The 19,979-nt window shown below is 62.0% G+C and carries 19 protein-coding genes and 1 tRNA gene; 12 read left to right on the forward strand and 8 right to left on the reverse strand.

Annotated features, from left to right (window positions below):
* Positions 1–114 precede the first annotated feature (114 nt).
* Positions 115–1,329, forward strand: coding sequence for a glutathione-independent formaldehyde dehydrogenase (locus ACZ5BO_RS21250; RefSeq protein WP_023093406.1), 1,215 nt, complete (start codon positions 115–117; stop codon positions 1,327–1,329).
* 484 nt (positions 1,330–1,813) lie between these two features.
* On the forward strand, positions 1,814–2,704 hold the full coding sequence (locus ACZ5BO_RS21255) for a LysR family transcriptional regulator (RefSeq protein ID WP_023093405.1): 891 nt from the start codon (positions 1,814–1,816) through the stop codon (positions 2,702–2,704).
* Between the two features lie 21 nt (positions 2,705–2,725).
* On the opposite strand, the gene ACZ5BO_RS21260 is transcribed toward ACZ5BO_RS21255, so the two are convergent.
* The gene (locus ACZ5BO_RS21260; RefSeq protein WP_071536335.1) at positions 2,726–3,019 is read right to left on the reverse strand and encodes a helix-turn-helix domain-containing protein; all 294 of its coding nucleotides are present in this window, start codon (positions 3,017–3,019) and stop codon (positions 2,726–2,728) included.
* Between ACZ5BO_RS21260 and ACZ5BO_RS21265 the strand changes: the two genes are divergently transcribed.
* Positions 2,977–3,792 (forward strand): substrate-binding domain-containing protein, encoded by an 816-nt coding sequence (locus tag ACZ5BO_RS21265; protein WP_023093404.1) that lies wholly within the window; start codon positions 2,977–2,979, stop codon positions 3,790–3,792. The two genes, ACZ5BO_RS21260 and ACZ5BO_RS21265, sit on opposite strands and share 43 nt — an antisense overlap.
* 118 nt (positions 3,793–3,910) lie before the next feature.
* Complete coding sequence (locus tag ACZ5BO_RS21270) at positions 3,911–4,879, forward strand: Dyp-type peroxidase (RefSeq protein WP_023093403.1); 969 nt, start codon at positions 3,911–3,913, stop codon at positions 4,877–4,879.
* 37 nt (positions 4,880–4,916) lie between these two features.
* Here the strand turns inward: ACZ5BO_RS21270 and ACZ5BO_RS21275 are convergent, their stop codons facing one another.
* The 5 genes from ACZ5BO_RS21275 to gacA form a co-directional block, all read right to left on the reverse strand.
* Positions 4,917–6,860: a tyrosine-type recombinase/integrase gene (locus tag ACZ5BO_RS21275; protein ID WP_023093402.1), complete on the reverse strand. Its 1,944-nt coding sequence runs from the start codon at positions 6,858–6,860 to the stop codon at positions 4,917–4,919.
* Between the two features lie 226 nt (positions 6,861–7,086).
* Positions 7,087–7,162, reverse strand: a tRNA-Gly gene (locus ACZ5BO_RS21280).
* 65 nt (positions 7,163–7,227) lie between these two features.
* Entirely contained in the window at positions 7,228–7,788 is a 561-nt protein-coding gene (pgsA, locus tag ACZ5BO_RS21285; protein WP_025129801.1) for a CDP-diacylglycerol--glycerol-3-phosphate 3-phosphatidyltransferase, read from the reverse strand.
* A gap of 32 nt (positions 7,789–7,820) precedes the next feature.
* Positions 7,821–9,644 (reverse strand): excinuclease ABC subunit UvrC, encoded by a 1,824-nt coding sequence (gene uvrC / locus ACZ5BO_RS21290; protein ID WP_025129800.1) that lies wholly within the window; start codon positions 9,642–9,644, stop codon positions 7,821–7,823.
* Position 9,645: 1 nt separating this feature from the next.
* The gene (gene gacA, locus ACZ5BO_RS21295; protein WP_464696374.1) at positions 9,646–10,287 is read right to left on the reverse strand and encodes a response regulator transcription factor GacA; all 642 of its coding nucleotides are present in this window, start codon (positions 10,285–10,287) and stop codon (positions 9,646–9,648) included.
* A gap of 307 nt (positions 10,288–10,594) precedes the next feature.
* Between gacA and ACZ5BO_RS21300 the strand changes: the two genes are divergently transcribed.
* The gene (locus tag ACZ5BO_RS21300) at positions 10,595–10,831 is read left to right on the forward strand and encodes a DNA-binding protein (protein WP_025129798.1); all 237 of its coding nucleotides are present in this window, start codon (positions 10,595–10,597) and stop codon (positions 10,829–10,831) included.
* Here the strand turns inward: ACZ5BO_RS21300 and ACZ5BO_RS21305 are convergent.
* A complete protein-coding gene (locus ACZ5BO_RS21305) occupies positions 10,828–11,304 on the reverse strand; it encodes a GNAT family N-acetyltransferase (protein ID WP_464696375.1) in 477 nt (158 codons plus the stop codon). The two genes, ACZ5BO_RS21300 and ACZ5BO_RS21305, sit on opposite strands and share 4 nt — an antisense overlap.
* Positions 11,301–12,059 carry a carbon-nitrogen hydrolase family protein gene (locus tag ACZ5BO_RS21310; RefSeq protein ID WP_464696376.1) on the reverse strand — a complete coding sequence of 253 codons (759 nt, stop codon included), beginning with the start codon at positions 12,057–12,059 and terminating at the stop codon, positions 11,301–11,303. The genes ACZ5BO_RS21305 and ACZ5BO_RS21310 overlap by 4 nt, the downstream gene beginning before the upstream one ends.
* A 161-nt stretch (positions 12,060–12,220) precedes the next feature.
* On the opposite strand from ACZ5BO_RS21310, the gene ACZ5BO_RS21315 reads away from it, so the two are divergent.
* From ACZ5BO_RS21315 to ACZ5BO_RS21345, 7 genes are all read left to right on the forward strand, one after another.
* Positions 12,221–12,355, forward strand: a complete 135-nt coding sequence (locus ACZ5BO_RS21315) for a hypothetical protein (RefSeq protein WP_256244548.1) — start codon at positions 12,221–12,223, stop codon at positions 12,353–12,355.
* A gap of 348 nt (positions 12,356–12,703) precedes the next feature.
* A complete protein-coding gene (locus ACZ5BO_RS21320) occupies positions 12,704–13,795 on the forward strand; it encodes a 3-deoxy-7-phosphoheptulonate synthase (protein WP_025129795.1) in 1,092 nt (363 codons plus the stop codon).
* 195 nt (positions 13,796–13,990) lie between these two features.
* Positions 13,991–14,290, forward strand: coding sequence for a peptidylprolyl isomerase (locus ACZ5BO_RS21325; protein WP_464696377.1), 300 nt, complete (start codon positions 13,991–13,993; stop codon positions 14,288–14,290).
* Between the two features lie 136 nt (positions 14,291–14,426).
* Positions 14,427–16,289, forward strand: a complete 1,863-nt coding sequence (locus tag ACZ5BO_RS21330; RefSeq protein ID WP_025129792.1) for an extracellular solute-binding protein — start codon at positions 14,427–14,429, stop codon at positions 16,287–16,289.
* Positions 16,289–17,353, forward strand: a complete 1,065-nt coding sequence (locus ACZ5BO_RS21335) for a microcin C ABC transporter permease YejB (protein ID WP_025129791.1) — start codon at positions 16,289–16,291, stop codon at positions 17,351–17,353. The genes ACZ5BO_RS21330 and ACZ5BO_RS21335 overlap by 1 nt, the downstream gene beginning before the upstream one ends.
* Positions 17,353–18,375 carry an ABC transporter permease gene (locus ACZ5BO_RS21340; protein ID WP_025129790.1) on the forward strand — a complete coding sequence of 341 codons (1,023 nt, stop codon included), beginning with the start codon at positions 17,353–17,355 and terminating at the stop codon, positions 18,373–18,375. Before ACZ5BO_RS21335 ends, ACZ5BO_RS21340 begins: the two co-directional genes overlap by 1 nt.
* Before the next feature lie 14 nt (positions 18,376–18,389).
* A complete protein-coding gene (locus tag ACZ5BO_RS21345) occupies positions 18,390–19,964 on the forward strand; it encodes an ABC transporter ATP-binding protein (protein WP_025129789.1) in 1,575 nt (524 codons plus the stop codon).
* Positions 19,965–19,979 lie beyond the last annotated feature (15 nt).

The raw sequence follows: 19,979 nt of genomic DNA on the forward strand, positions 1-19,979 counted from the left end.
AAGGAGACGCGGCCAACGGCTAGGCAGTACCACGATCGTTCTTCTTGACAGCGGTAAGTCTCGTTTCCCACTTCGATTTAGAAGATGGAAACATTAACGCACAGAGGTGACGAAATGACTCCGACCGGTAACCGAATCGTGACTTTCGAGAAGCCCTTGGAAATGAAGGTCAACACCTTCAAATTTCCAGAGCTGATAACCCCTCAAGGGAAAAGCGCACCCCATGGCGCTATCCTCAAAATAGTTACCACAAATATCTGTGGCAGCGACCTTCACATTTATCGCGGTTCGTTTGCTGTTCCCAAGGGAATGACCATGGGCCATGAAATGACCGGCGAAGTGATCGAAGTGGGATCAGACGTCGAAGTCGTGAAGAAGGGCGACATCGTTTCCGTTCCCTTCAATGTGGGGTGTGGGCGTTGCTACAACTGCAAGCATATGCGCTCCGATGTATGCGAGAACACCAACCCCGAAATCGACTGCGGAGCCTACGGGTTCAACCTCGGTGGCTGGACGGGGGGGCAAGGTGATTATCTCTTCGTACCGTATGCGGATTTCAATCTCCTTCGCTTCCCTGACAAGGATGCCGCCATGGAAAAAATCCGCGACCTGACCCTTCTCTCTGACGTATTACCCACAGCTTTCCATGGGTTCGCTGGCCCGGACTGGCCAGCCGCACCGGCCTACGTCGTCGGCGAAAACATCCTGATCTTCGGTGCCGGGCCGGTCGGCAGAGCGGGTGCCGCCTGCGCCAGACTTCTGGGTGCAGGCGCCATCATCGTTGCCGATTACATTCAAGAGCGGCTGGACCTTCTCAAGCCACACGGCGTGGAAACCATCAACCTTTCCGACGGCGTGCCGATCGAGGAGCATCTCGAACGCATTACCGGGCACAGGGAGGTGGATCGCGTCATCGACTATGTTGGTGTGGACTGCCGCGGGTTTGGCGCGGAGGCTGACAAGATCGTGGAGAGCGCTGTTACCAACGCAATGCTCAAATATGTCCGCTTCGGCGGAATGACCAGTACGGTCGGTGTGTACTGCGCAAACCCGATCTCGAAAGACCCGAAAGCCAAGAAAGGCCATATGGATCTGGAATGGTCCAACGCCTGGATCAAGTCGCCGCGAATGTCGGCTGGTCAATCTCCGACGGCCAACTACAACCACGCGTTAATGCGGGCGATACTGAACGATCGCATGCCTTACCTTTCGCCGATGATGAACACTAAATTCATCAAGCTCGAAGACGCGCCCGCCGCGTACAAAGAGTTCGACGCGGGTTCTGCATACAAGTACGTCATCGACCCGCATGGTTCAGTGCGGCATTAAGCATCCGGCGCGGGCTAAGCATCAGGATGTCTCACACTTTCTGGTGAGAGGCATTCTGGTCCCGCCAGTCTCCGGGCAGCAACTTGAGCCGGCGAATATTTTCGCCGGCATTTGCCGTCTGCCCCAAGGTACTTGCCTTGGCTCGGACCAGGAGCAGAGCCTCAGCAATCCGCAGGTGATGATCAACCGCAAGCGTGTTCAAGCGCTTGGTTCGCAATCGGCCAAGGGTCAGACGGGGACGATGCACGGCATCCATTGACGTGCGTGGCTGGAGATAGCCTTCGTCTGATCCTTATCACCCCACGGACTTGATCAGGCTCGCCTGGTGTTGTGCCTGCCTCGGGCCATCGCACGGTCAACCCAGCCCTGGCTCATTCAGCCAGAAGTTTCCAATGATGTGGCCGAACTCGCCGCCGCCAGAATGGCAGTCACTTCTATAGGGAGATAGCACAGTGTTGGATAAGTCGGAACGGGAGGGTGGCCTATGGAGCTGCGCCATCTTCGCTGCTTCGTAGTTCTTGCTGAGGAGCTACATTTCACGCGGGCGGCTGAGCGCCTGCATATCGAACAACCACCGCTATCACGAGCCATCAAGGAACTTGAGGACGAGTTGGGCGTAGTGCTCTTCGACCGAAACCGACGAGGAACAGTTCTAACGGCGGCGGGCGCGGTCTTCTTGCAAGATGTTCGCCGTCTATTCACAGTGCTGGAACAGGCTCGTGAAAATGCCAAGGCTGTGGCATCGGGCTTGCGCGGTAGCCTGCGCATCGCTGTATCAGATGGGGCTATCGATCCACGGCTGTCGGCATTTCTGGCTCGTTGCCGCGCCGAGGAGCCGGAGATCGAAATACGCTTGTCAGAAGTGCCTCTGGCAGAGCAAGTGCGTGGCTTGCGTTCGGGCGACTTCATGATCGGGTTCGCGCACACGGCCGATGTCGGCGACGGTATCGCTGCCGAACCAATCTGGCATGACCCGCTGGTGATTGCGGTGCCAGCTCGTCACTCATTGCTCACCTACAAGGAGGTGCCACTTCAAGAACTTCAAGGCCATCCACTTGTCCTGTGCGACCCGCAGGTATGCGAGGGCTATTGCCGCGAACTCAAGCGGCTGCTCAACACGTTGGAGCACAAGCTGAATGTTGTCGAGGAAGTGTCCTCGCTAGACATGATGCTCACGTTGGTCGGCGCCGGCTACGGCATCGGCTTTATGACGGCGACCAAGATTCCCATCTCCCAACGGCCGGATGTGGTGATCCGCCCCTTGGCGATGGATTCCGCCGTGATCACCACCTACCTGCTTCGGCCCGACGGCGGCAATTTATCGGCTTCGGTGGAGCGTTTTATCGTTCGCCTTCGCGACTCTTCGGACGGTTGACGGAGCTGGCAGGCTAGACACTCAGGGATCAGTGTCGGCACGCAGATTGCGTTCGGTCGCCGTCATCAGGTCAGCCGCGCTTATTCCAAGTGCCGTAGAAATTTTCAGTATGAGCGGAAGCGTGGGCACGTGCTCACCACGCTCGATCTTACCCATGTGAGAACGCGAAATGCTTGCCCGAGATGCGAACTCGTCTTGCGCGACTCCTTGAGCGACGCGCGCAGCGCGCACGGCCTTTCCGAAGGCTGACGCCGACTCGGATTCATACGTCGATGTGCCAGAAGGACGGCCTGGCTGAATTGTTGATTTCTGCATTAGCAGAAGCGTCAAACAATCTGCCACAATTAACCACGTTAAAGATAACGACGTTAAACTTCACTCTTTCCTGCAACGCTGGTTTGCCTTTCTGGACAGATCGCTTATTGGGGGCCCTCATGCATGACGCCACCAGCCAGTTTTCCCATTTCAGGCTTGCTATCGCGCCCGGAGTGCCATCCTCTTGCCTCACAACGCTTCTTGCCCTACAGCGCGCGGAGGAACCAGAAGTCACCATCACGTTCTTTGAGACCTCAGCCGATGATCTGTTGACGGGCCTTGAGGAAGGCCGCTACGACGCTGGAATGTCGCTTCGGAACGCTGGTGCTCCGGCCGTGAAAAGCCAACCGCTCTGGGTGGAGAACGTGGCTGTTGCAGTGCCGCTGGGGTCCCCCTTAGTTGCCCAGGCGAAGATCACGCTTGCCGAGCTTCTGGACTATCCGGTGTTTCGCTGGCCGGCGGAGACTTGCCTACTGCTGGATCAGCGACTGTCCTTTCTTCCGTTGAGCCAGCAGAGCATTCAGCATGTGACTTCGTTCGAGATGATGGCGCTTTGGGTGACCGCTGGCTACGGAGTGGGGCTCTCCGCGCAATCGCGCATTGAGCGTGCCCATGCGTGGGGGATCACTATGCGACCGCTTTCAGACGGCCCCTACGAGATCGTGACATACCTGCAGCGGCCCCACGGACGAGCCAATGTTGTTTCTGAGCGGTTCGAGCACAGGGCAATGCTGGTTGCCAGGGACAGCGCGGCTTGCTCGAACAACCCATAGCCCGCTCTCGCCGAGGCTGCGTGCGGGTAGTTACAGCGGCACGCGCCTGTTAGCGCGCCAGTGATAGCACTTTCATCTCTGGCAATATGATGAATGAACATGGTCTTTGGAGGCACGAATGGTTGGAAGTGGTTGGGACCGAGTACCAATTGACTCGCAAAGCATCGATGCGCCGCTGTCGCGCGCGGCGGTGTTTCTCACGTTGACGGTCGCCGAGGGCCACGAGGCCCTTCAGGTGGTCGCCGGCGTCTTGGACGGGCTGGACGACCTGATCAAAACGGTGGGCTTCCGCGATCTCAACGGCCGGCTGTCGTGTATCACTGCACTGGGATCGGCGCTATGGGACCGTTTCCAGACCGGGAAGCGCCCGAAGGAACTACGGCCCTTCCTGCCCATCGAGGGTGCTAAGCACACCGCGCCTGCCACGCCCGGCGACCTGTTCTTTCACATCCGTGCCGAACGTGAGGACCTCTGTTTTGAATTCGAGCGCCTGCTGCTGGACCAACTGGGCAGCAGCGTGACGGTGGCCGACGAGGTGGTCGGTTTTCGCTACTTCGACTCCCGCGACCTGCTTGGCTTTGTCGATGGCACGGCCAACCCGACCGGGCACGACATCGGCGCCTCGACGCTGGTCGGCAGTGAAGATCAGGCGTTCGCCGGCGGCAGCTACTTGGTGGTGCAGAAGTATCTGCACCAAATGCAGCCGTGGGCTCGGCTCGCCAAGGACGAGCAAGAGCGGATCATCGGCCGGGAGATCGTCAGCAATGTCGAATTGCCCGACGCGACGAGCGGCCAGAAATCGCACAAGACCCTCGCCACGATCGTGGACGACGACGGCACCGAGCACGACATCCTGCGCGACAACATGCCCTTCGGCCGCCCCGGCCAGGGCGAATATGGCACCTACTTCATCGGCTACTCCAGGCATCTGTGGGTGACGCAGAAGATGCTGGAGCGCATGTTCCTCGGCGATCCGCCAGGCATGCACGACCGCCTGCTCGATTTCTCGACGGCGCACACCGGCGCCGTGTTCTTCGCTCCCGCACCGCGCACGCTGAGCGAACTCGTGGAGGCGGTGCAAGCGTAATGCAGGGGCCACAAGGCCCCTGCAAGGTTTGAGAGCCCTATGCTCCGTCTAGAACTACTGCGCTATCCACCAGCCGACGAACGCTTTGCCGCACATCCTCGGGGATGGGGTACGGGGCAATGGCCTCGGGCATATCCGCATGGTGCTGGTAGTCGCCCATGATGACCCGGATGATTGCCGGCACGTTGGTCGGCGTGACCGCATCAATGGCCGCGCGATCCCCCAGGTCAGGGTGCGGCTGGGTCAGCATGCGGTACAGATCCCACGAATCCGCGTGCGGGCACTGGTTCATGAGCACCTGGGCCAGCTTGTGCTTGAGCGGCACCAGTTGCCAATCGGGAACACGCTGCCCCCGATTGCCCAAACTGATGGACAGCAACTTGCCCGCTTTCAGTTCGCGGTTGATCTGGTCCTTGGACTTTCCGGCCAGCTTGCCGAACAGCGGGACCGGCAAGCTGCTTGGAGACTCGTAGATGGTCAGCATTTCCTCGCGCTCGCGCTGGATCGCGGACACTTCCGGCTCTGGGGCATGCGTCGGAGGCGGCGGCACCTGAGACAGCCGCTGGAACGTGATCCCGCCGCCATTCGAGGTCACGACAATGGGTGTTGCTACAACGGGCGAGACGCTGGTGAGAGTGGGCTCGGCCACCGTGGGGGCCGTCTCCACCGCTTCCTCCGCTTCCGCCATCGCCGGCACTCCGTCGATACGGATGGTCAGGTGCGCGCTCGCGGCTTCCACTTCGCCCTGTTCGAGCAGGTCGAGCCGATCGGCCCAGTCCTGCATCATCCGACGGCGCGGCTCAACGTACTTGGCGTGGTTGTAGGACGAACTCACCTTGTTGGGGTCGGAATGGGAAAGCTGCGCGTCCACCCAAATCTTCGGGTAGCCAATCTCGTTGAGCGCCGTCGAGATGGTGCCGCGGATGCCGTGGCCGGTCAGGCGCCCCTCATAGCCCATGAGCTGCACGGCCTTGTTGAGAGTGTTCTCGCTGATGCGCTTCTTGAGTTCGCTGCGGTGTGACAGCAGGTACCTCTGCGCCGGCCGCATCACCCCCAGAAGATAGCGCACGATCTCGATGGCCTGCAGGGATAGCGGCACGATATAGGGGGGCACATCCTGCGGCCGCTTCCCTGCCTTGCGCATTTCATCCTGGAGCTGCTTGACGATCTGCGGTGGGATGATCCACAAGCCGCGGTCGAGGTCGAACTGTTCGGGTTCGGCCAACCGCAGTTCGCCGGTGCGCACCCCGGTCAGGAACAGCAGCCGGACGCCAAGCTGGGTCTGCCAGCCACGGGGGTTGTAGAGCCGGAGCTTCTGGAGGAACTCGGGCATCTCGGGCAGGTGCAAGTAGGGATTGTGGGCTACCGGGGGCTTGGGTTCGGCTACCACGTCCAGGTCTGCGGCCGGGTTGACCTCCAGCCCCTCGGCGATGACCAGGGCATAACGGAACATCTGGTTGAACCAGGTGCGGACCTTTTCCGCAGTAGTGAACGCCTTGCGCTTCTCGATCGCCGCCAGGACGCCCAGAAGCTGAGGGCGGCGAATGTCATAGATCGACATCTTCCCCAGAGTGGGCAGCACGTCTTTGTTAAAGATGCGTAGGATCTGGGAAAGCGTGCTCTGACGGCCTTCCTTGAGTTCCTTACGGCGATGCTCGACCCAAGCATCGAAGACGGTCTTGAAGGTGTATTCGCCTGCCAGCTTGGCCGCGTGCCGTTTCTGGTCGCGCTCGACCTGGGGATCGATCCCCCTGGCAAGCAGGGCCTGGGCCTTGTCTCGCTCGGTCCGGGCTTCACGCAGGCTGAGGGCAGGATAGCCGCCTAGGCACAGGCGCTTTTGCTTGCCCAGCCAGTAGTAGCGGAATTGCCATGACTTGCCGCCTGCGGCTGAGACCATCAGGCCCAGGCAGTCGTTGTCGGAGAGGGTGTAGCGTTTTCCGGTGGTCTTCGCCTGCCGGACGGTCAGATCAGAGAGCGCCATTTCGAGACTCCTAAGTAATGACTTAGGCCCTATGCTCGTCATGGTTCCCGCTCAGCCCCAGCAACTATCCGGTAGCCGACCCACCCGTATTCTTGTGCCTTATTTGGTCACTCAAAAACGGTAGCTGTGGGTGGATTTCCGTGGCACTCGCTGGAATGAAAAAAGGAGCCGAAGCTCCTTTTTTCAATGACCTACAGACCCCAGTAGAAGTCTGTAGATCAAAATTTGGAGCGGGAAACGAGACTCGAACTCGCGACCCCGACCTTGGCAAGGTCGTGCTCTACCAACTGAGCTATTCCCGCAACGTCTTGGTGTTGCGCATTCTATAGAAATCAGAATGCGCGTCAAGCCTTTGATTCAAAAAAACTTATTTTTTCTCGTTGTCGGTTTTCAGGTGAGGCCAGGCCGCACGCAGATACTGCAGCATCGACCACAAGGTCAGGCCGGCTGCCGCCAACAGCAAGGCGTAACCCACCAGCACCCAGAAGCTGAAATCCGACGGGTTGGCCAGCAGGATCACCAGCGCCAGCATCTGCGCCGCGGTTTTCCATTTGCCCATGTTCGATACCGCCACCTGGGCACGGGCGCCGAGCTCGGCCATCCACTCGCGCAAGGCCGAGATGACGATTTCACGGCCGATGATCACCGCGGCCGGCAAGGTCAGCCACAGGTTGTGGTGTTCTTGCACCAGCAGCACCAGGGCCACGGCCACCATCAGCTTGTCGGCCACCGGGTCGAGGAAGGCACCAAAGGGCGTGCTCTGCTCCAGGCGTCGCGCCAGGTAGCCGTCCAGCCAATCGGTGGCGGCCGCGAAGGCAAACACTGAACTGGCCGCCATGTAGCTCCAGCTATAGGGCAAATAGAACAGCAATATGAAAATCGGGATGAGCAGAACGCGTAGAACGGTGATCAGATTAGGGATATTCATCGGCACAACTGGCTACGAGGTGATTGGGCATTCTACTCGCTGTGCAGGCTTGCATAAATCAACTCAGCGAGCTTTTTACTGATTCCCGGTGCTTTGGCTATTTCGTCGATGCTGGCACGGGACAGTTCCTGCAATCCACCAAAATGTTTAAGGAGGTCACGCCGACGCTTGGGCCCCACGCCCGCAACCCCTTCCAGGGTCGAGGTGCGCCGGGTCTTGCCGCGTCGGGCACGGTGACCGGTGATCGCGAAGCGGTGAGCCTCATCGCGGATTTGCTGGATCAGGTGCAGCGCTGGCGAATCGCCCTTCAGGGTGAATTCATGGGCTGCATCGTTCAGGTACAGGGTTTCGAAACCGGCCTTGCGGGTCGCCCCCTTGGCCACGCCGAGCAGGATCAGGTCCGGCACCGCCAGCTCGTTGAGCACATCCCGGGCCATGGACAACTGCCCCTTGCCGCCGTCCACCAGGAGAATGTCCGGCAGCTTGCCCTCGCCGTCCTTGAGCTTGCTGAAGCGCCGGGTCAGGGCCTGGTGCATGGCGGCATAGTCATCTCCGGCAGTCACGCCCTCGATGTTGTAGCGGCGGTAATCGGACTTCAACGGCCCTTCCGGACCAAACACCACGCAGGACGCCACGGTGGCCTCGCCGCTGGAATGGCTGATGTCGTAGCACTCCAGGCGCTGCGGCGGCTCATCCAGGTTCAGCACTTCGGCCAGGGCGTCGAACCGCGCGGCCACATGCTGCCGGTTGGCCAGGCGCGCGCCCAGGGCCTGCTCGGCATTGGTTACCGCCAACTGCTGCCAGCGGGCACGGGTACCGCGCACCCGATGGCTGATGGTCAGTTCACGGCCACGCAACTCTTCGATGGCGGCGATCAGGGTCGGAAAATCCTCGTGCACCACATTGACGATCAACTCCGCTGGCAAGTCGCGCTCGGGGCTGCTGAGGAAATACTGACTGAGGAAGGCCGACATGACCTCTGCCACCTCCTCCTCGATGCCGACCTGGGGAAAGAAGTTCTTGCTGCCCAGCACCCGCCCACCGCGCACGCTGATCAGGTGCACGCAGGCGCCTCCCGGGTTGACGAACGCCGCCACCACATCCACATCGCCGGTACCGCCTTCCATGCTCTGCTGGTCCTGGACCCGCCGCAGCAGGGAGATCTGGTCCCGCAGTTCGGCGGCCTTCTCAAAATCCAGGGTGCCGGCAGCCGCTTCCATGGCCGTGGACAGCTCATCGCTCAGGGCATTGCTGCGGCCTTCGAGGAACATCACCGAGTGACGCACGTCTTCGGCGTAGACCTCGGGCTCCACCAGGCCGACACAGGGCGCCTTGCAACGCTTGATCTGATACTGCAGGCAGGGCCGGGTGCGGTTCTTGTAATAACTGTCCTCGCATTGGCGGACCATGAAGGTCTTCTGCAGCAGGCTCAGGCTTTCACGAATGGCCCCGGCGCTGGGGTAAGGGCCGAAGTACTTGCCCTTCTGCTTCTTGGCCCCACGATGGATGCTGAAGCGCGGGAAGTCGCCGTCTGACAGAAACACATAGGGATAGGACTTATCGTCGCGCAACAGGATGTTGTACGGCGGCCGCCATTCCTTGATCAGCGTCTGCTCCAGCAGCAGCGCCTCGGTTTCGTTGGCGGTGATGGTGGTTTCGATCTGCGCGATGCGCGCCACCAGGGCAGCCGTCTTGGGCGCCTGCCCGGTCTTGCGGAAATAGCTCGACAGGCGGTTCTTCAGATTCTTGGCTTTGCCGACGTAGAGCAGGCGCGCATCGCTGTCGAACATGCGATACACACCGGGACGGCCACTGCAGGTAGAAAGAAAGGCGCTGGGATCAAACAGGTCGGTCATTTCAGAGGCTGGCATCAACCATGCCATGGCGAACCGCCAACAGCGTCAACTCGACATCGCTGCTGATCGAGAGCTTCTCGAAGATACGGTAGCGGTAGGTGTTCACGGTTTTCGGCGACAGGCACAGTTTGTCGGAGATGATCTGCACCTTCTGGCAACCGACGATCATCAGGGCAATCTGGATCTCCCGTTCGGACAAGGCGTCGAACGGAGAATCACTGGACGGCTGGAATGATTTGAACACCAGTTGCTGAGCGATCTGCGGGCTGATGTAGCGTTGGCCGGCAAATACCAGGCGAATCGCCTGAACCATTTCATTGAGGCCGGCACCCTTGGTCAGGTAGCCCGCCGCTCCGGCCTGCAGCAACCGGGTCGGAAACGGATCTTCCTCGCAGACGGTCACCGCGACGACTTTGATATCCGGATGACTGCGCAGCAGTTTGCGCGTGGCTTCAAGGCCGCCGATGCCAGGCATCTTGACGTCCATCAGCACCACATCCGGCTTCAGCTCCCGAGCCTTGATCAGGGACTCTTCCCCGGACTCCGCCTGCCCGACTACTTGCAGGCCATCGATGTCAGCCAACATTCGTGTAATGCCCTTACGAACGAGATCATGGTCATCGACTACTAGCACCCTAATCAAGCAGACACCTCGCGATTTGGTCTTTATAGATTGCCGGACACCTTAGCAAAAAAGCGCCGTACAAACCTAATCACAAGCGCTATATAAAAAACATCTGCATGCAATAAGGGTCCAATCGCCCCTCGCACAAGAATGGCTGACGTTCGCGCGCTGTCCAGCGGACCTTTCTTCCCTGCCCCGAACCCGGGTGTTTTCCCTGCATTCGGCCACGAACCTGATCCACCCATTTGGATGTATGATCCTGTTCGATACCCCCCTAGGGGTGTTACATCCTGCAGCCTTGAACAAATCTGAACGGTTTCGAACTATGCCCGGTATCCGCACCGCCGCACAAGCCAAGGCCTGGCTGGAATATCAAGGTAAATCGGTTCAACAGTTCGCACGCGAACACGGGGTTGATCCAGCCACTACCTATCAGGTGCTGGCTGGCCGCAAGAAAGGCAAGCGCGGCGAAGCCCACAAGGTCGCGGTGCTGCTGGGAATGAAGGACGGCGTGATCGCCGAGGAAGGCCAAGCCCTGGATCCAGCGCAGCAGGATGCCTAGGACAGGACCGGGCCGGGATCGCAGGCTTCGTCGACACGCAAGGCAGATGCGCGCTCCATGCGCCAGAAACAGTCGTCCTCCCCCACCACCTGCAATCCCATCCGTTCATACAGGCGTTGCGCCGGATTACCCTTGAACACCGTCAGGCGCAACAATCCTCGCCGTTCCTGGGCCGCCATTTGCAGCACCCGGCCCAGCGTCCAGGCCCCCGCTCCCTTTCCCCGCCAGGCTTCCAGCACATGCAGCTCGCGGATATACAGGGCCCGCTGATCCCGGCTCAGGCTGACAAAGCCCAGCACCTCGCCCCCCAGGCCAATCAGCAGATTTTCCCGGCCGGCCCAGGCCACGTCGAAGGCTTCGTCAAGCCACAGCAGGTCATTGCGAATGTAATACCCCAGCATGGTGGAACGGGTCAGGTCCCGGGCGAATGCCAAGTCGCGATCGAGCGCCGGACGCAGTTCGAAAGCGCTCATCGATTCGCGCTCGCCATTCCATCGACCCGCCATTGGCCAGCGCTGCGCCGGGCGATCAGCAGCGCCTCCCCCGTGCCCTCCACCGCCCCCAGCAACTCGCCGCAAACGCCCCAGATGGCACTGCGCCCGGCACAGGCCCAGCCACCGCTGGGGCCACCATGGTTGGCCATCAGCACCAAAATGCCGTGCTCACGGGCATAAGCCTGTAACAGCGCACTGTCCTGGGCATAGCCTCCCTCGCTGACCAGCACCCCGGCTGCGTAGATTTCAGCCCCCGCTGTCACCGCGGCCTGTACGTGGCTGGCATGGCAAAAATCCGCGCACACCGCCAGGGCCACGATTGCCTCGCCGAACACCACGGGCTCACCGCCGCGGCCTGCGACAAAAGCGCGCTCCTCTCCCGCATGCAGATGCTGCTTGCTGTAGAGCGCCAGGGAACCGTCAGCCCCCAGCACCAGCGCTCCGATCAACACCGGCCCCTGAGGCTGGAGGCGAACCGGCATCCCCACCACCGCTGTCAGCCCCAGTTCCCGAGCCAGGTCACGCAACGGCTGCAGCGTCGGCGAATCCGGCGCCAGGGCCAACTCGGCCGCCAGTTGCGGTTCGTAGCCGGTCAACGACAGCTCGGGAAACACCAGCAATTGCACGCCCTTCGCCGCCGCTTCACGCATCATTTGCTGATGACGGGCCATATTGGCCGGCAAGTCGCCGGCAACGGACACCGACTGGGCGACAGCGAGGGTCAAATCGGACATGCGCATTCCTTGATAAGGGCAATCTGGCGGGAAGTGCGAGTGTGGCATAAATCCCCTGCAGGCTTAATCCATAGCCTCCCACGCCAAACCGCCATAGAAATTACTGATTGAATCCCGGCCCCGGCCTCTAGTAAGCTCGCCCCACTTCACGGAGAAACCCCATGTTGTCCCAGACCCTTTCCCTGCATCGCCACACCGCCAGCGCCCTGCGCTCGGTTGCGGCTGCCTGGGTCAACGGCGACAAGGCTCCGGTGAGCTTTTATTTTGGGTATTGGTTTAGCCACTGGCGCGCCTGATACCCAACCGGCGCCCAACTTCACGGGTCGCCTACCAGAGAAATCTCAACCCCCGGTCGGCCTCCCGACCGGGGGTTTTGTTTTTTCAGGCTTGACGTTTTTCACCACGACTTTCAGCAACACACCGAACTTATTTGAGGATTGCCCCATGAACTACTCCACCTATTACCGTTACGACATGTTTAGCGCCTGGCGATTTAGCAGCCTCCGTTCGGGACAGCCTGCCGCCTCCGATCGGTCACCTACCGGTGGCAATTGCACACTTATGGCCAGTACGGCCAATTGTCGAACACCCCAGTAGGGCCGCGTGCGGGGAAACCACCCGCCGCCCGCCCAGGAAGACCGCACATGAACTCGTCCGTATCCGCTCTGCCCCTGTCCGCCCACGTCAGCGCCAATGAAACCCTGACCCGGCGCCTGCCCAGCTCCCTGGAGCTCAAGCAGCAATTGCCGCTATCCCTGGCCCTGAGCCAGCAAGTCGCCACCCACCGCCAGGCGGTACGCGCCATTCTCGAAGGCCGCGACCAGCGCCTGCTGGTAGTGGTCGGTCCCTGCTCCATCCATGACCCGCAATCGGCCCTGGAATACGCCGCCAACCTGGCCCACCTGGCCGAAGAGGTGAGCGACCAGATGCTCCTGGTGATGCGCGCCTACGTCGAAAAGCCCCGCACCACCGTGGGTTGGAAAGGCCTGGCCTACGACCCGGACCTGGACGGCAGCGACGACATGGCCGGCGGCCTGACCCTGTCCCGGGAACTGATGCGCCACATGCTGCGCCTGGGCCTGCCGATTGCCACCGAACTGCTGCAGCCCATGGCCGCCGGTTACTTCGACGACCTGCTGAGCTGGGTCGCGATTGGTGCGCGCACCACCGAATCGCAGATCCACCGCGAGATGGCCAGTGGCCTGGAAATGCCCGTGGGCTTCAAGAACGGTACCGACGGCGGCGTCGCCATCGCCTGTGACGCCATGCGCTCGGCGGCTCATCCGCACCGCCACTTCGGCGTCGACAGCCAGGGCCACCCGGCAATCATCCAGACCCCGGGCAACCCCGACACCCACCTAGTACTGCGCGGTGGCCATCGCGGGCCGAACTACGACCGCCAGAGCGTGGCCCAGGTGCGCCAGGAGCTGCAGAAACTGAAGATCCCGGCGCGGATCATGGTCGATTGCAGCCACGCCAACAGCGGCAAAGACCCGTTGCGCCAGCCGGCGGTATTTAACGAGGTGCTGGAACAGCGCCTGCAGGGCAATACATCACTGATGGGCGTGATGCTGGAAAGCCACCTGTTCGAAGGCTGCCAGCCCCTGAGCGACAACCTGCGCTACGGCGTCTCGGTGACCGACGGCTGCCTGGGCTGGAACGCCACCGAGCAACTGTTGCGCAATGCCGCCCAGCAACTGCAGCGCGCGCACAAGGCCGCAGCCGTCCCCGCCTGAGCACTAGCGCCCCCGTAGGAGCTGGCTTGCCAGCGAAGGCGTCCTCAAGAGCACCGTCTCCTCCAAGGACCTCTTCGCCGGCAAGCCGGCTCCTACGGGACTAGCCCCCCATCCCCGCGCAACCGCCCGGCGGCAATGGCTTGAAGGAACTTTGAGAAGAAAACGGCTACATATTCCGGTAGGCTCTCAACTTTCTTGAAAGGAGCAACATCCATGGCCAAAGCCTCTGCCCGTCACATCCTGGTTGCCAGCGAAGCCAAGTGCAACGAACTCAAAGCCGAGATCGAAGCCGGCGCCGACTTCGCCGAAGTGGCGAAAAAGAACTCCACCTGCCCGTCCAGCCGTGACGGCGGCAACCTGGGCTCCTTCGGCCCGGGCCAGATGGTCAAGGAGTTCGATACCGTGGTGTTCAGCGCGCCGATCAATGTCGTGCAAGGTCCAGTGAAGACCCAGTTCGGTTATCACCTGCTGGAAGTCACCAGCCGTCAGGACTGATTCGCTCGCGATTTGCCCTGCCAACGGCCCGCCCTCTGGTGGGCCGTTGTGCTTGTGATACAGCATGCAACTGGCCAGCAACGCGCCGCTAGCGTACAAATCGTGGTCATCGATCACCCGGCTCCTAAGGCTGACAATGCGACTGCTTTCTTCCTCTGTGTTTCTCATCGCCCTGTTGCTGGGCGCCGCAAGTACCCAGGCCGCACCGCAGCACGCCATGACCGTCTACGGCGAACCGGCCAAGTACCCCCAGGGCTTCAGCCACTTCGACTACGTCAACCCCCAGGCCCCGAAAGGCGGGACCCTGCGCCGCTCGGCGATCGAGATCGGCCGCTTCGACCACGTCCTGCCCTACATCGACAAAGGCATCGGCGTGTCCCAGCTCGACGGCCTGGTCTATTCGCCCCTGGCCCAGCGTTCCCTGGACGAGCCCTACACCGTCTACGGCCTGGTGGCCGAGAAAATGGAACGCGCCGACGATGGCCTGTGGCTGCGCTTCTACCTCAACCCCAAGGCGCGCTTCGCCGATAACACACCGATCACAGCCGAAGACGTGCGCTACAGCTACGACCTGCTGATGACCCGTGGCAGCATGCGCTACCGCACCCAGTTCGACGACGTCAAAGGCGTCACCGTGGAGTCGCCGCGAGTGGTGCGCTTCGACTTCAAGAGCAACGAGAACCGCACCCTGCCGCTGGATATCGCGACCCTGCCGGTGTTCCCCGAACACTGGTGGAAGAGTCGCGACTTTGCTGGCGGCGGCGGTTATGAAGCCCCCCTGGGCAGCGGCCCCTACCGGGTGAGCAAGGTCGACTCGGGCAACAGCATCACCTTCGCCCGCAATCCCGACTGGTGGGGCAAGGACCTGCCGGTGAGTCGCGGCCTGTACAACTTCGATCATTTCAGCGTCGAGTACTTCGGCGACATCGACGTCGCCCGCCAGGTGCTGCGCGGCGGCGCCTACGACTACAACCGCGAGTTCTCCGCCACCGGCTACTCCATCGGCTACGACAGCCCGGCCCTCAAGGATGGCCGCCTGCAAAAGGCCCACCTGGCCCAGGCCGCGCCGCAACCGGCCCAGGGTTATGTGTTCAACCTTGACCGACCGATGTTCCAGGACCGGCGGGTACGCCAGGCCCTGGCCATGCTCTGGGATTTCGAATGGAGCAACCGGCAGATGATGCGCGACCTGTACATCCGCCAGCAGAGCTTTTTCTCCAACACCCCACTGGCCGCCCGCAGCCTGCCGGACGCCGAAGAACTGAAGATCCTCGAACCCCTGCGCGGGCAGATCCCCGACGAAGTCTTCACCCAGGTCTTCGAAGCCCCGAAAACCGATGGCAGCGGCAACATTCGCGACAAACAGCTGCAAGCCCTGGCACTGCTGGAGCAGGCGGGCTGGAAACCCGAAGGCGACAAGCTGGTGAATGCCGAGGGCGAGCCCCTGAGCTTCACCTTCCTGATCACCCAGAGTTCCATCGAACGCCTGCTGCTGCCCTACAAGCGCAACCTGGCGCAGATCGGCATCAACCTGAACATCCGTCGCATCGACTCCTCGCAGTACGTCAACCGGCTGATGGCTCGGGACTACGACATGATCGTCACCGGCTACCCGGTGACCACCTCGCCAGGCCTGGAACTGTACAACTATTTCGGCTCGGCCTCGGCCAACGACCCCGGTTCCAACAACTACATGGTGCTCAAGAACCCGGCGGTGGACACCCTGGTCAACGGCCTGGTGAAGGCCACCAGCCAGCCGGAAATGCTGCGCTACGCCCACGCTCTGGACCGGGTCCTGCAGTGGAACTACTACTGGATTGCCAACTACTACCCGCCGGGCACCTCCACCGTATGGTGGAACCGCTTCGGCATTCCCAAGGTGCCGGCGAGCAACGACGAAGCCATCGAGAGCTGGTGGGAAGTCAGCGGCACCGCACTGACCGATGAACAAATGGCCGCCGAGCTGATCCGCCGTGGCAAACCCGGAGGACGCCACTGATGCTGGGCTACATTGTGCGGCGCCTGCTGCTGATCATCCCGACCCTGCTGATCATTCTTCTGGTGAACTTCGTCATCGTCCAGGCCGCCCCCGGCGGCCCGGTGGAACAGGCCATCGCCCGCCTGCAAGGCATCGGCGGTGGCGGCGCCGTCGGCGGTTCCGCCGACGCCATGAGCGCCAGCGGCTCCCGGGCCAGCCGCGGCCTGGATCCCAAGCTGATCGAGGACATCGAGAAGCAATACGGCTTCGACAAGCCGGCCCCCGAGCGCCTCTGGCTGATGCTCAAGAACTACGCCCAACTGGACTTCGGCAAGAGCTTCTTCCGCGGCGCCACGGTCACCGACCTGATCCTGGAAAAGATGCCGGTGACCATTTCCCTGGGCCTCTGGGCCACCCTGATCACCTACCTGGTGTCGATCCCCCTGGGGATCCGCAAAGCGGTGCACCACGGCAGCCATTTCGATATCTGGAGCAGCACCGCGATCATCATCGGCTACGCCATGCCGGCCTTCCTGTTCGCCATGTTCCTGATCGTGCTGTTCGCCGGCGGCACTTCGCTGAACTGGTTCCCGGTGCGCGGCCTGGTCTCGGACAACTTCGAGCAACTGAGCACCCTGGGCAAGATCGCCGACTACTTCTGGCACCTGGTGCTGCCGGTCAGCTCCCTGGTGATCGGCGGCTTTGCCACCCTGACCATCCTCACCAAGAACTCCTTCCTCAACGAGATCACCCGCCAGTACGTGGTCACCGCCCGGGCCAAAGGCCTGAGCGAGCGCCGGGTGCTGTATGGGCATGTGTTCCGCAACGCCATGCTGCTGGTGGTCTCGGGGATTCCCCAGGCCTTTATCAGCGTGTTCTTCGCCGGCTCCCTGCTGATCGAAGTGATCTTCTCCCTCGACGGCCTGGGGCGCATGAGCTACGAGGCCGCCGTGTCCCGGGACTACCCGGTGGTGTTCGGCTCGCTGTTCATCTTCACTCTGTTCGGCCTCCTGATAAAACTCATCGGCGACCTGTGCTACACCCTGGTCGACCCGCGTATCGACTTCGCCGCGAGGAACGCCTGATGTTCACGCTTTCCCCCCTGGCGCGCCGGCGCTTCGACCGTTTCAAGAAAAACCGCCGTGGCTGGTGGTCGCTGTGGCTGTTCATCGGCCTGTTCATCCTCACCCTGGGCGGCGAGCTGATCGCCAACGACAAGCCGCTGGTGGTCAGCTACCAGGGCTCGCTGTACTTCCCGGTGTTCAAGCGCTACACCGAGCAGGAATTCGGCGGCCAGTTGCCGTTCCAGGCCGACTACCGCAGCGACTACGTGCAGCAACTGATCCGCAAGGACGGCGGCTGGCTGCTGTTCCCGCCCATTCCCTTCAGCGAGGACACCCCCAATTACGACCTGAGTCGCCCAGCCCCCAGCCCGCCCACCGCGGTGAACTGGCTGGGCACCGACGACCAGGCCCGGGACGTGGCCGCGCGAGTGATCTACGGCGCCCGTGTATCGATCCTGTTCGCCCTGGCCCTGACCGCCATCAGCGCCCTGATCGGCATCGCCGCCGGCGCCCTGCAAGGCTACTACGGCGGCTGGGTCGACCTGCTCGGCCAACGCCTGCTGGAGGTCTGGTCGGGGCTGCCGGTGCTGTACCTGCTGATTATCCTTTCGGGGTTTGTCGAACCGAACTTCTGGTGGCTGCTGGGGATCATGGCGCTGTTCTCCTGGCTGGCCCTGGTGGACGTGGTGCGCGCCGAGTTCCTGCGCGGACGCAACCTGGAGTACGTCAAGGCCGCTCGGGCCCTGGGCCTGACCGACCGCAAGGTGATCCTGCGACACATCCTGCCCAATGCCATGAACGCCACCCTGAGCTACCTGCCGTTCATTCTCACCGGTGCCATCTCGACCCTCACCGCCCTGGACTTCCTCGGCTTCGGCATGCCCGCCGGCAGCGCCTCCCTGGGCGAGCTGATCGGCCAGGGCAAGCAGAACCTGCAGGCGCCCTGGCTGGGATTGACGGCCTTCTTCACCCTGGCGCTGATCCTCTCGCTGCTGGTGTTTATCGGCGAGGCATTGCGTGATGCCTTTGACCCAAGATCGTGAAGCGGATGCAAGCAATGACTGACAACCTGATTGAAATCCGCCAGCTCAACGTCGCCTTCGGCGAGCACCGCGTCGTCCGCGACCTGAGCCTGGACATCCGCCCCGGCGAGTGCCTGGCCCTGGTGGGGGAATCCGGCTCGGGCAAATCGGTAACCGCCCATTCGATCCTGCAACTGCTGCCGCAGACCGGTTGCAGCAGCACCGGCAGCGTGCGCTATCGCGGCCAGGAACTGATCGGTGCCAGCCCCGCGACCCTGCAAAAACTGCGGGGCAACCGCATCGCGATGATCTTCCAGGAGCCCATGACCTCCCTCAACCCGCTGCACAGCATCGAGAAGCAGATCGGCGAGACCCTGCTGCTGCACCGCGGCATGGGGGGCAAGCAAGCCCAGGCGCGGATCCTCGAATTGCTGGAGCTGGTGGGCATTCAAAAACCCGGGGAACGCCTCAAGGCCTACCCGCACCAGCTCTCTGGCGGCCAGCGCCAACGGGTGATGATCGCCATGGCCCTGGCCTGCGAACCGGAACTGTTGATCGCCGACGAGCCCACCACGGCCCTGGACGTGACGGTGCAGCGCAAGATCCTGCTGCTGCTCAAGTCCCTGCAACAGCGCCTGGGCATGTCCCTGCTGCTGATCAGCCACGACCTCAACCTGGTGCGGCGCATCGCCCAGCGAGTGTGCGTGATGAAGGCCGGGGAAATCGTCGAACAGGCGGACTGCGAAACCCTGTTCAACGCCCCGGTCCATCCCTACAGCTGCGAGCTGCTGCATGCCGAGCCCGAGGGCGAACCGCTGTGCCTCGACACCCGCGCCACCGTGCTGGAAGTGGACCAGCTCAGCGTCGAATTCCAGATCGGCGGCGGCCTGTTCCGGCGCAAGGAATACCTGCGGGCAGTGGACGGCATCAGCCTCAGCGTGCAACAGGGCAAGACCCTGGGGATCGTCGGCGAATCCGGCTCGGGCAAATCCACCCTGGGCCAGGCGATCCTGCGCCTGCTGGATTCCCAGGGCGGCATCCGTTTCCAGGGCGAGGCCCTCGATGGCCTGAACCAGAAACAGCTGCGGCCCTGGCGCAAGCGCATGCAGGTGGTGTTCCAGGACCCCTTCGGCAGCCTCAGCCCGCGCATGTCGGTGGCCCAGATCATCAGCGAAGGGCTGGAGGTGCACAGCCAGTACGACGCCCGGCAATGCGATGAACAGGTGATCCGTGCCCTGGAGGAAGTGGGCCTGGACCCCGACAGCCGGCACCGTTACCCCCACGAGTTTTCCGGCGGCCAGCGCCAGCGCATCGCCATTGCCCGGGCCCTGGTGCTGAAGCCGGCGCTGATCCTGCTCGACGAGCCCACCTCGGCCCTGGACCGCACAGTGCAGAAACAGGTGGTGGCGCTGCTGCGCGAACTGCAGGAGAAACACGGACTGACCTACCTGTTCATCAGCCATGACCTGGCGGTGGTGCGGGCCCTGGCCCACGACATGATCGTGATCAAGGACGGCAAGGTGGTCGAGCGCGGCCCCAGCCACCAGGTGTTCGAGGCTCCGCAGCATCCCTACACCCGGGAGCTGCTGGCCGCTGCCCACCCGGGCTGAGCGCTGCAGGGGCAG

The sequence above is a fragment of the Pseudomonas sp. FFPRI_1 genome (assembly GCF_055384485.1).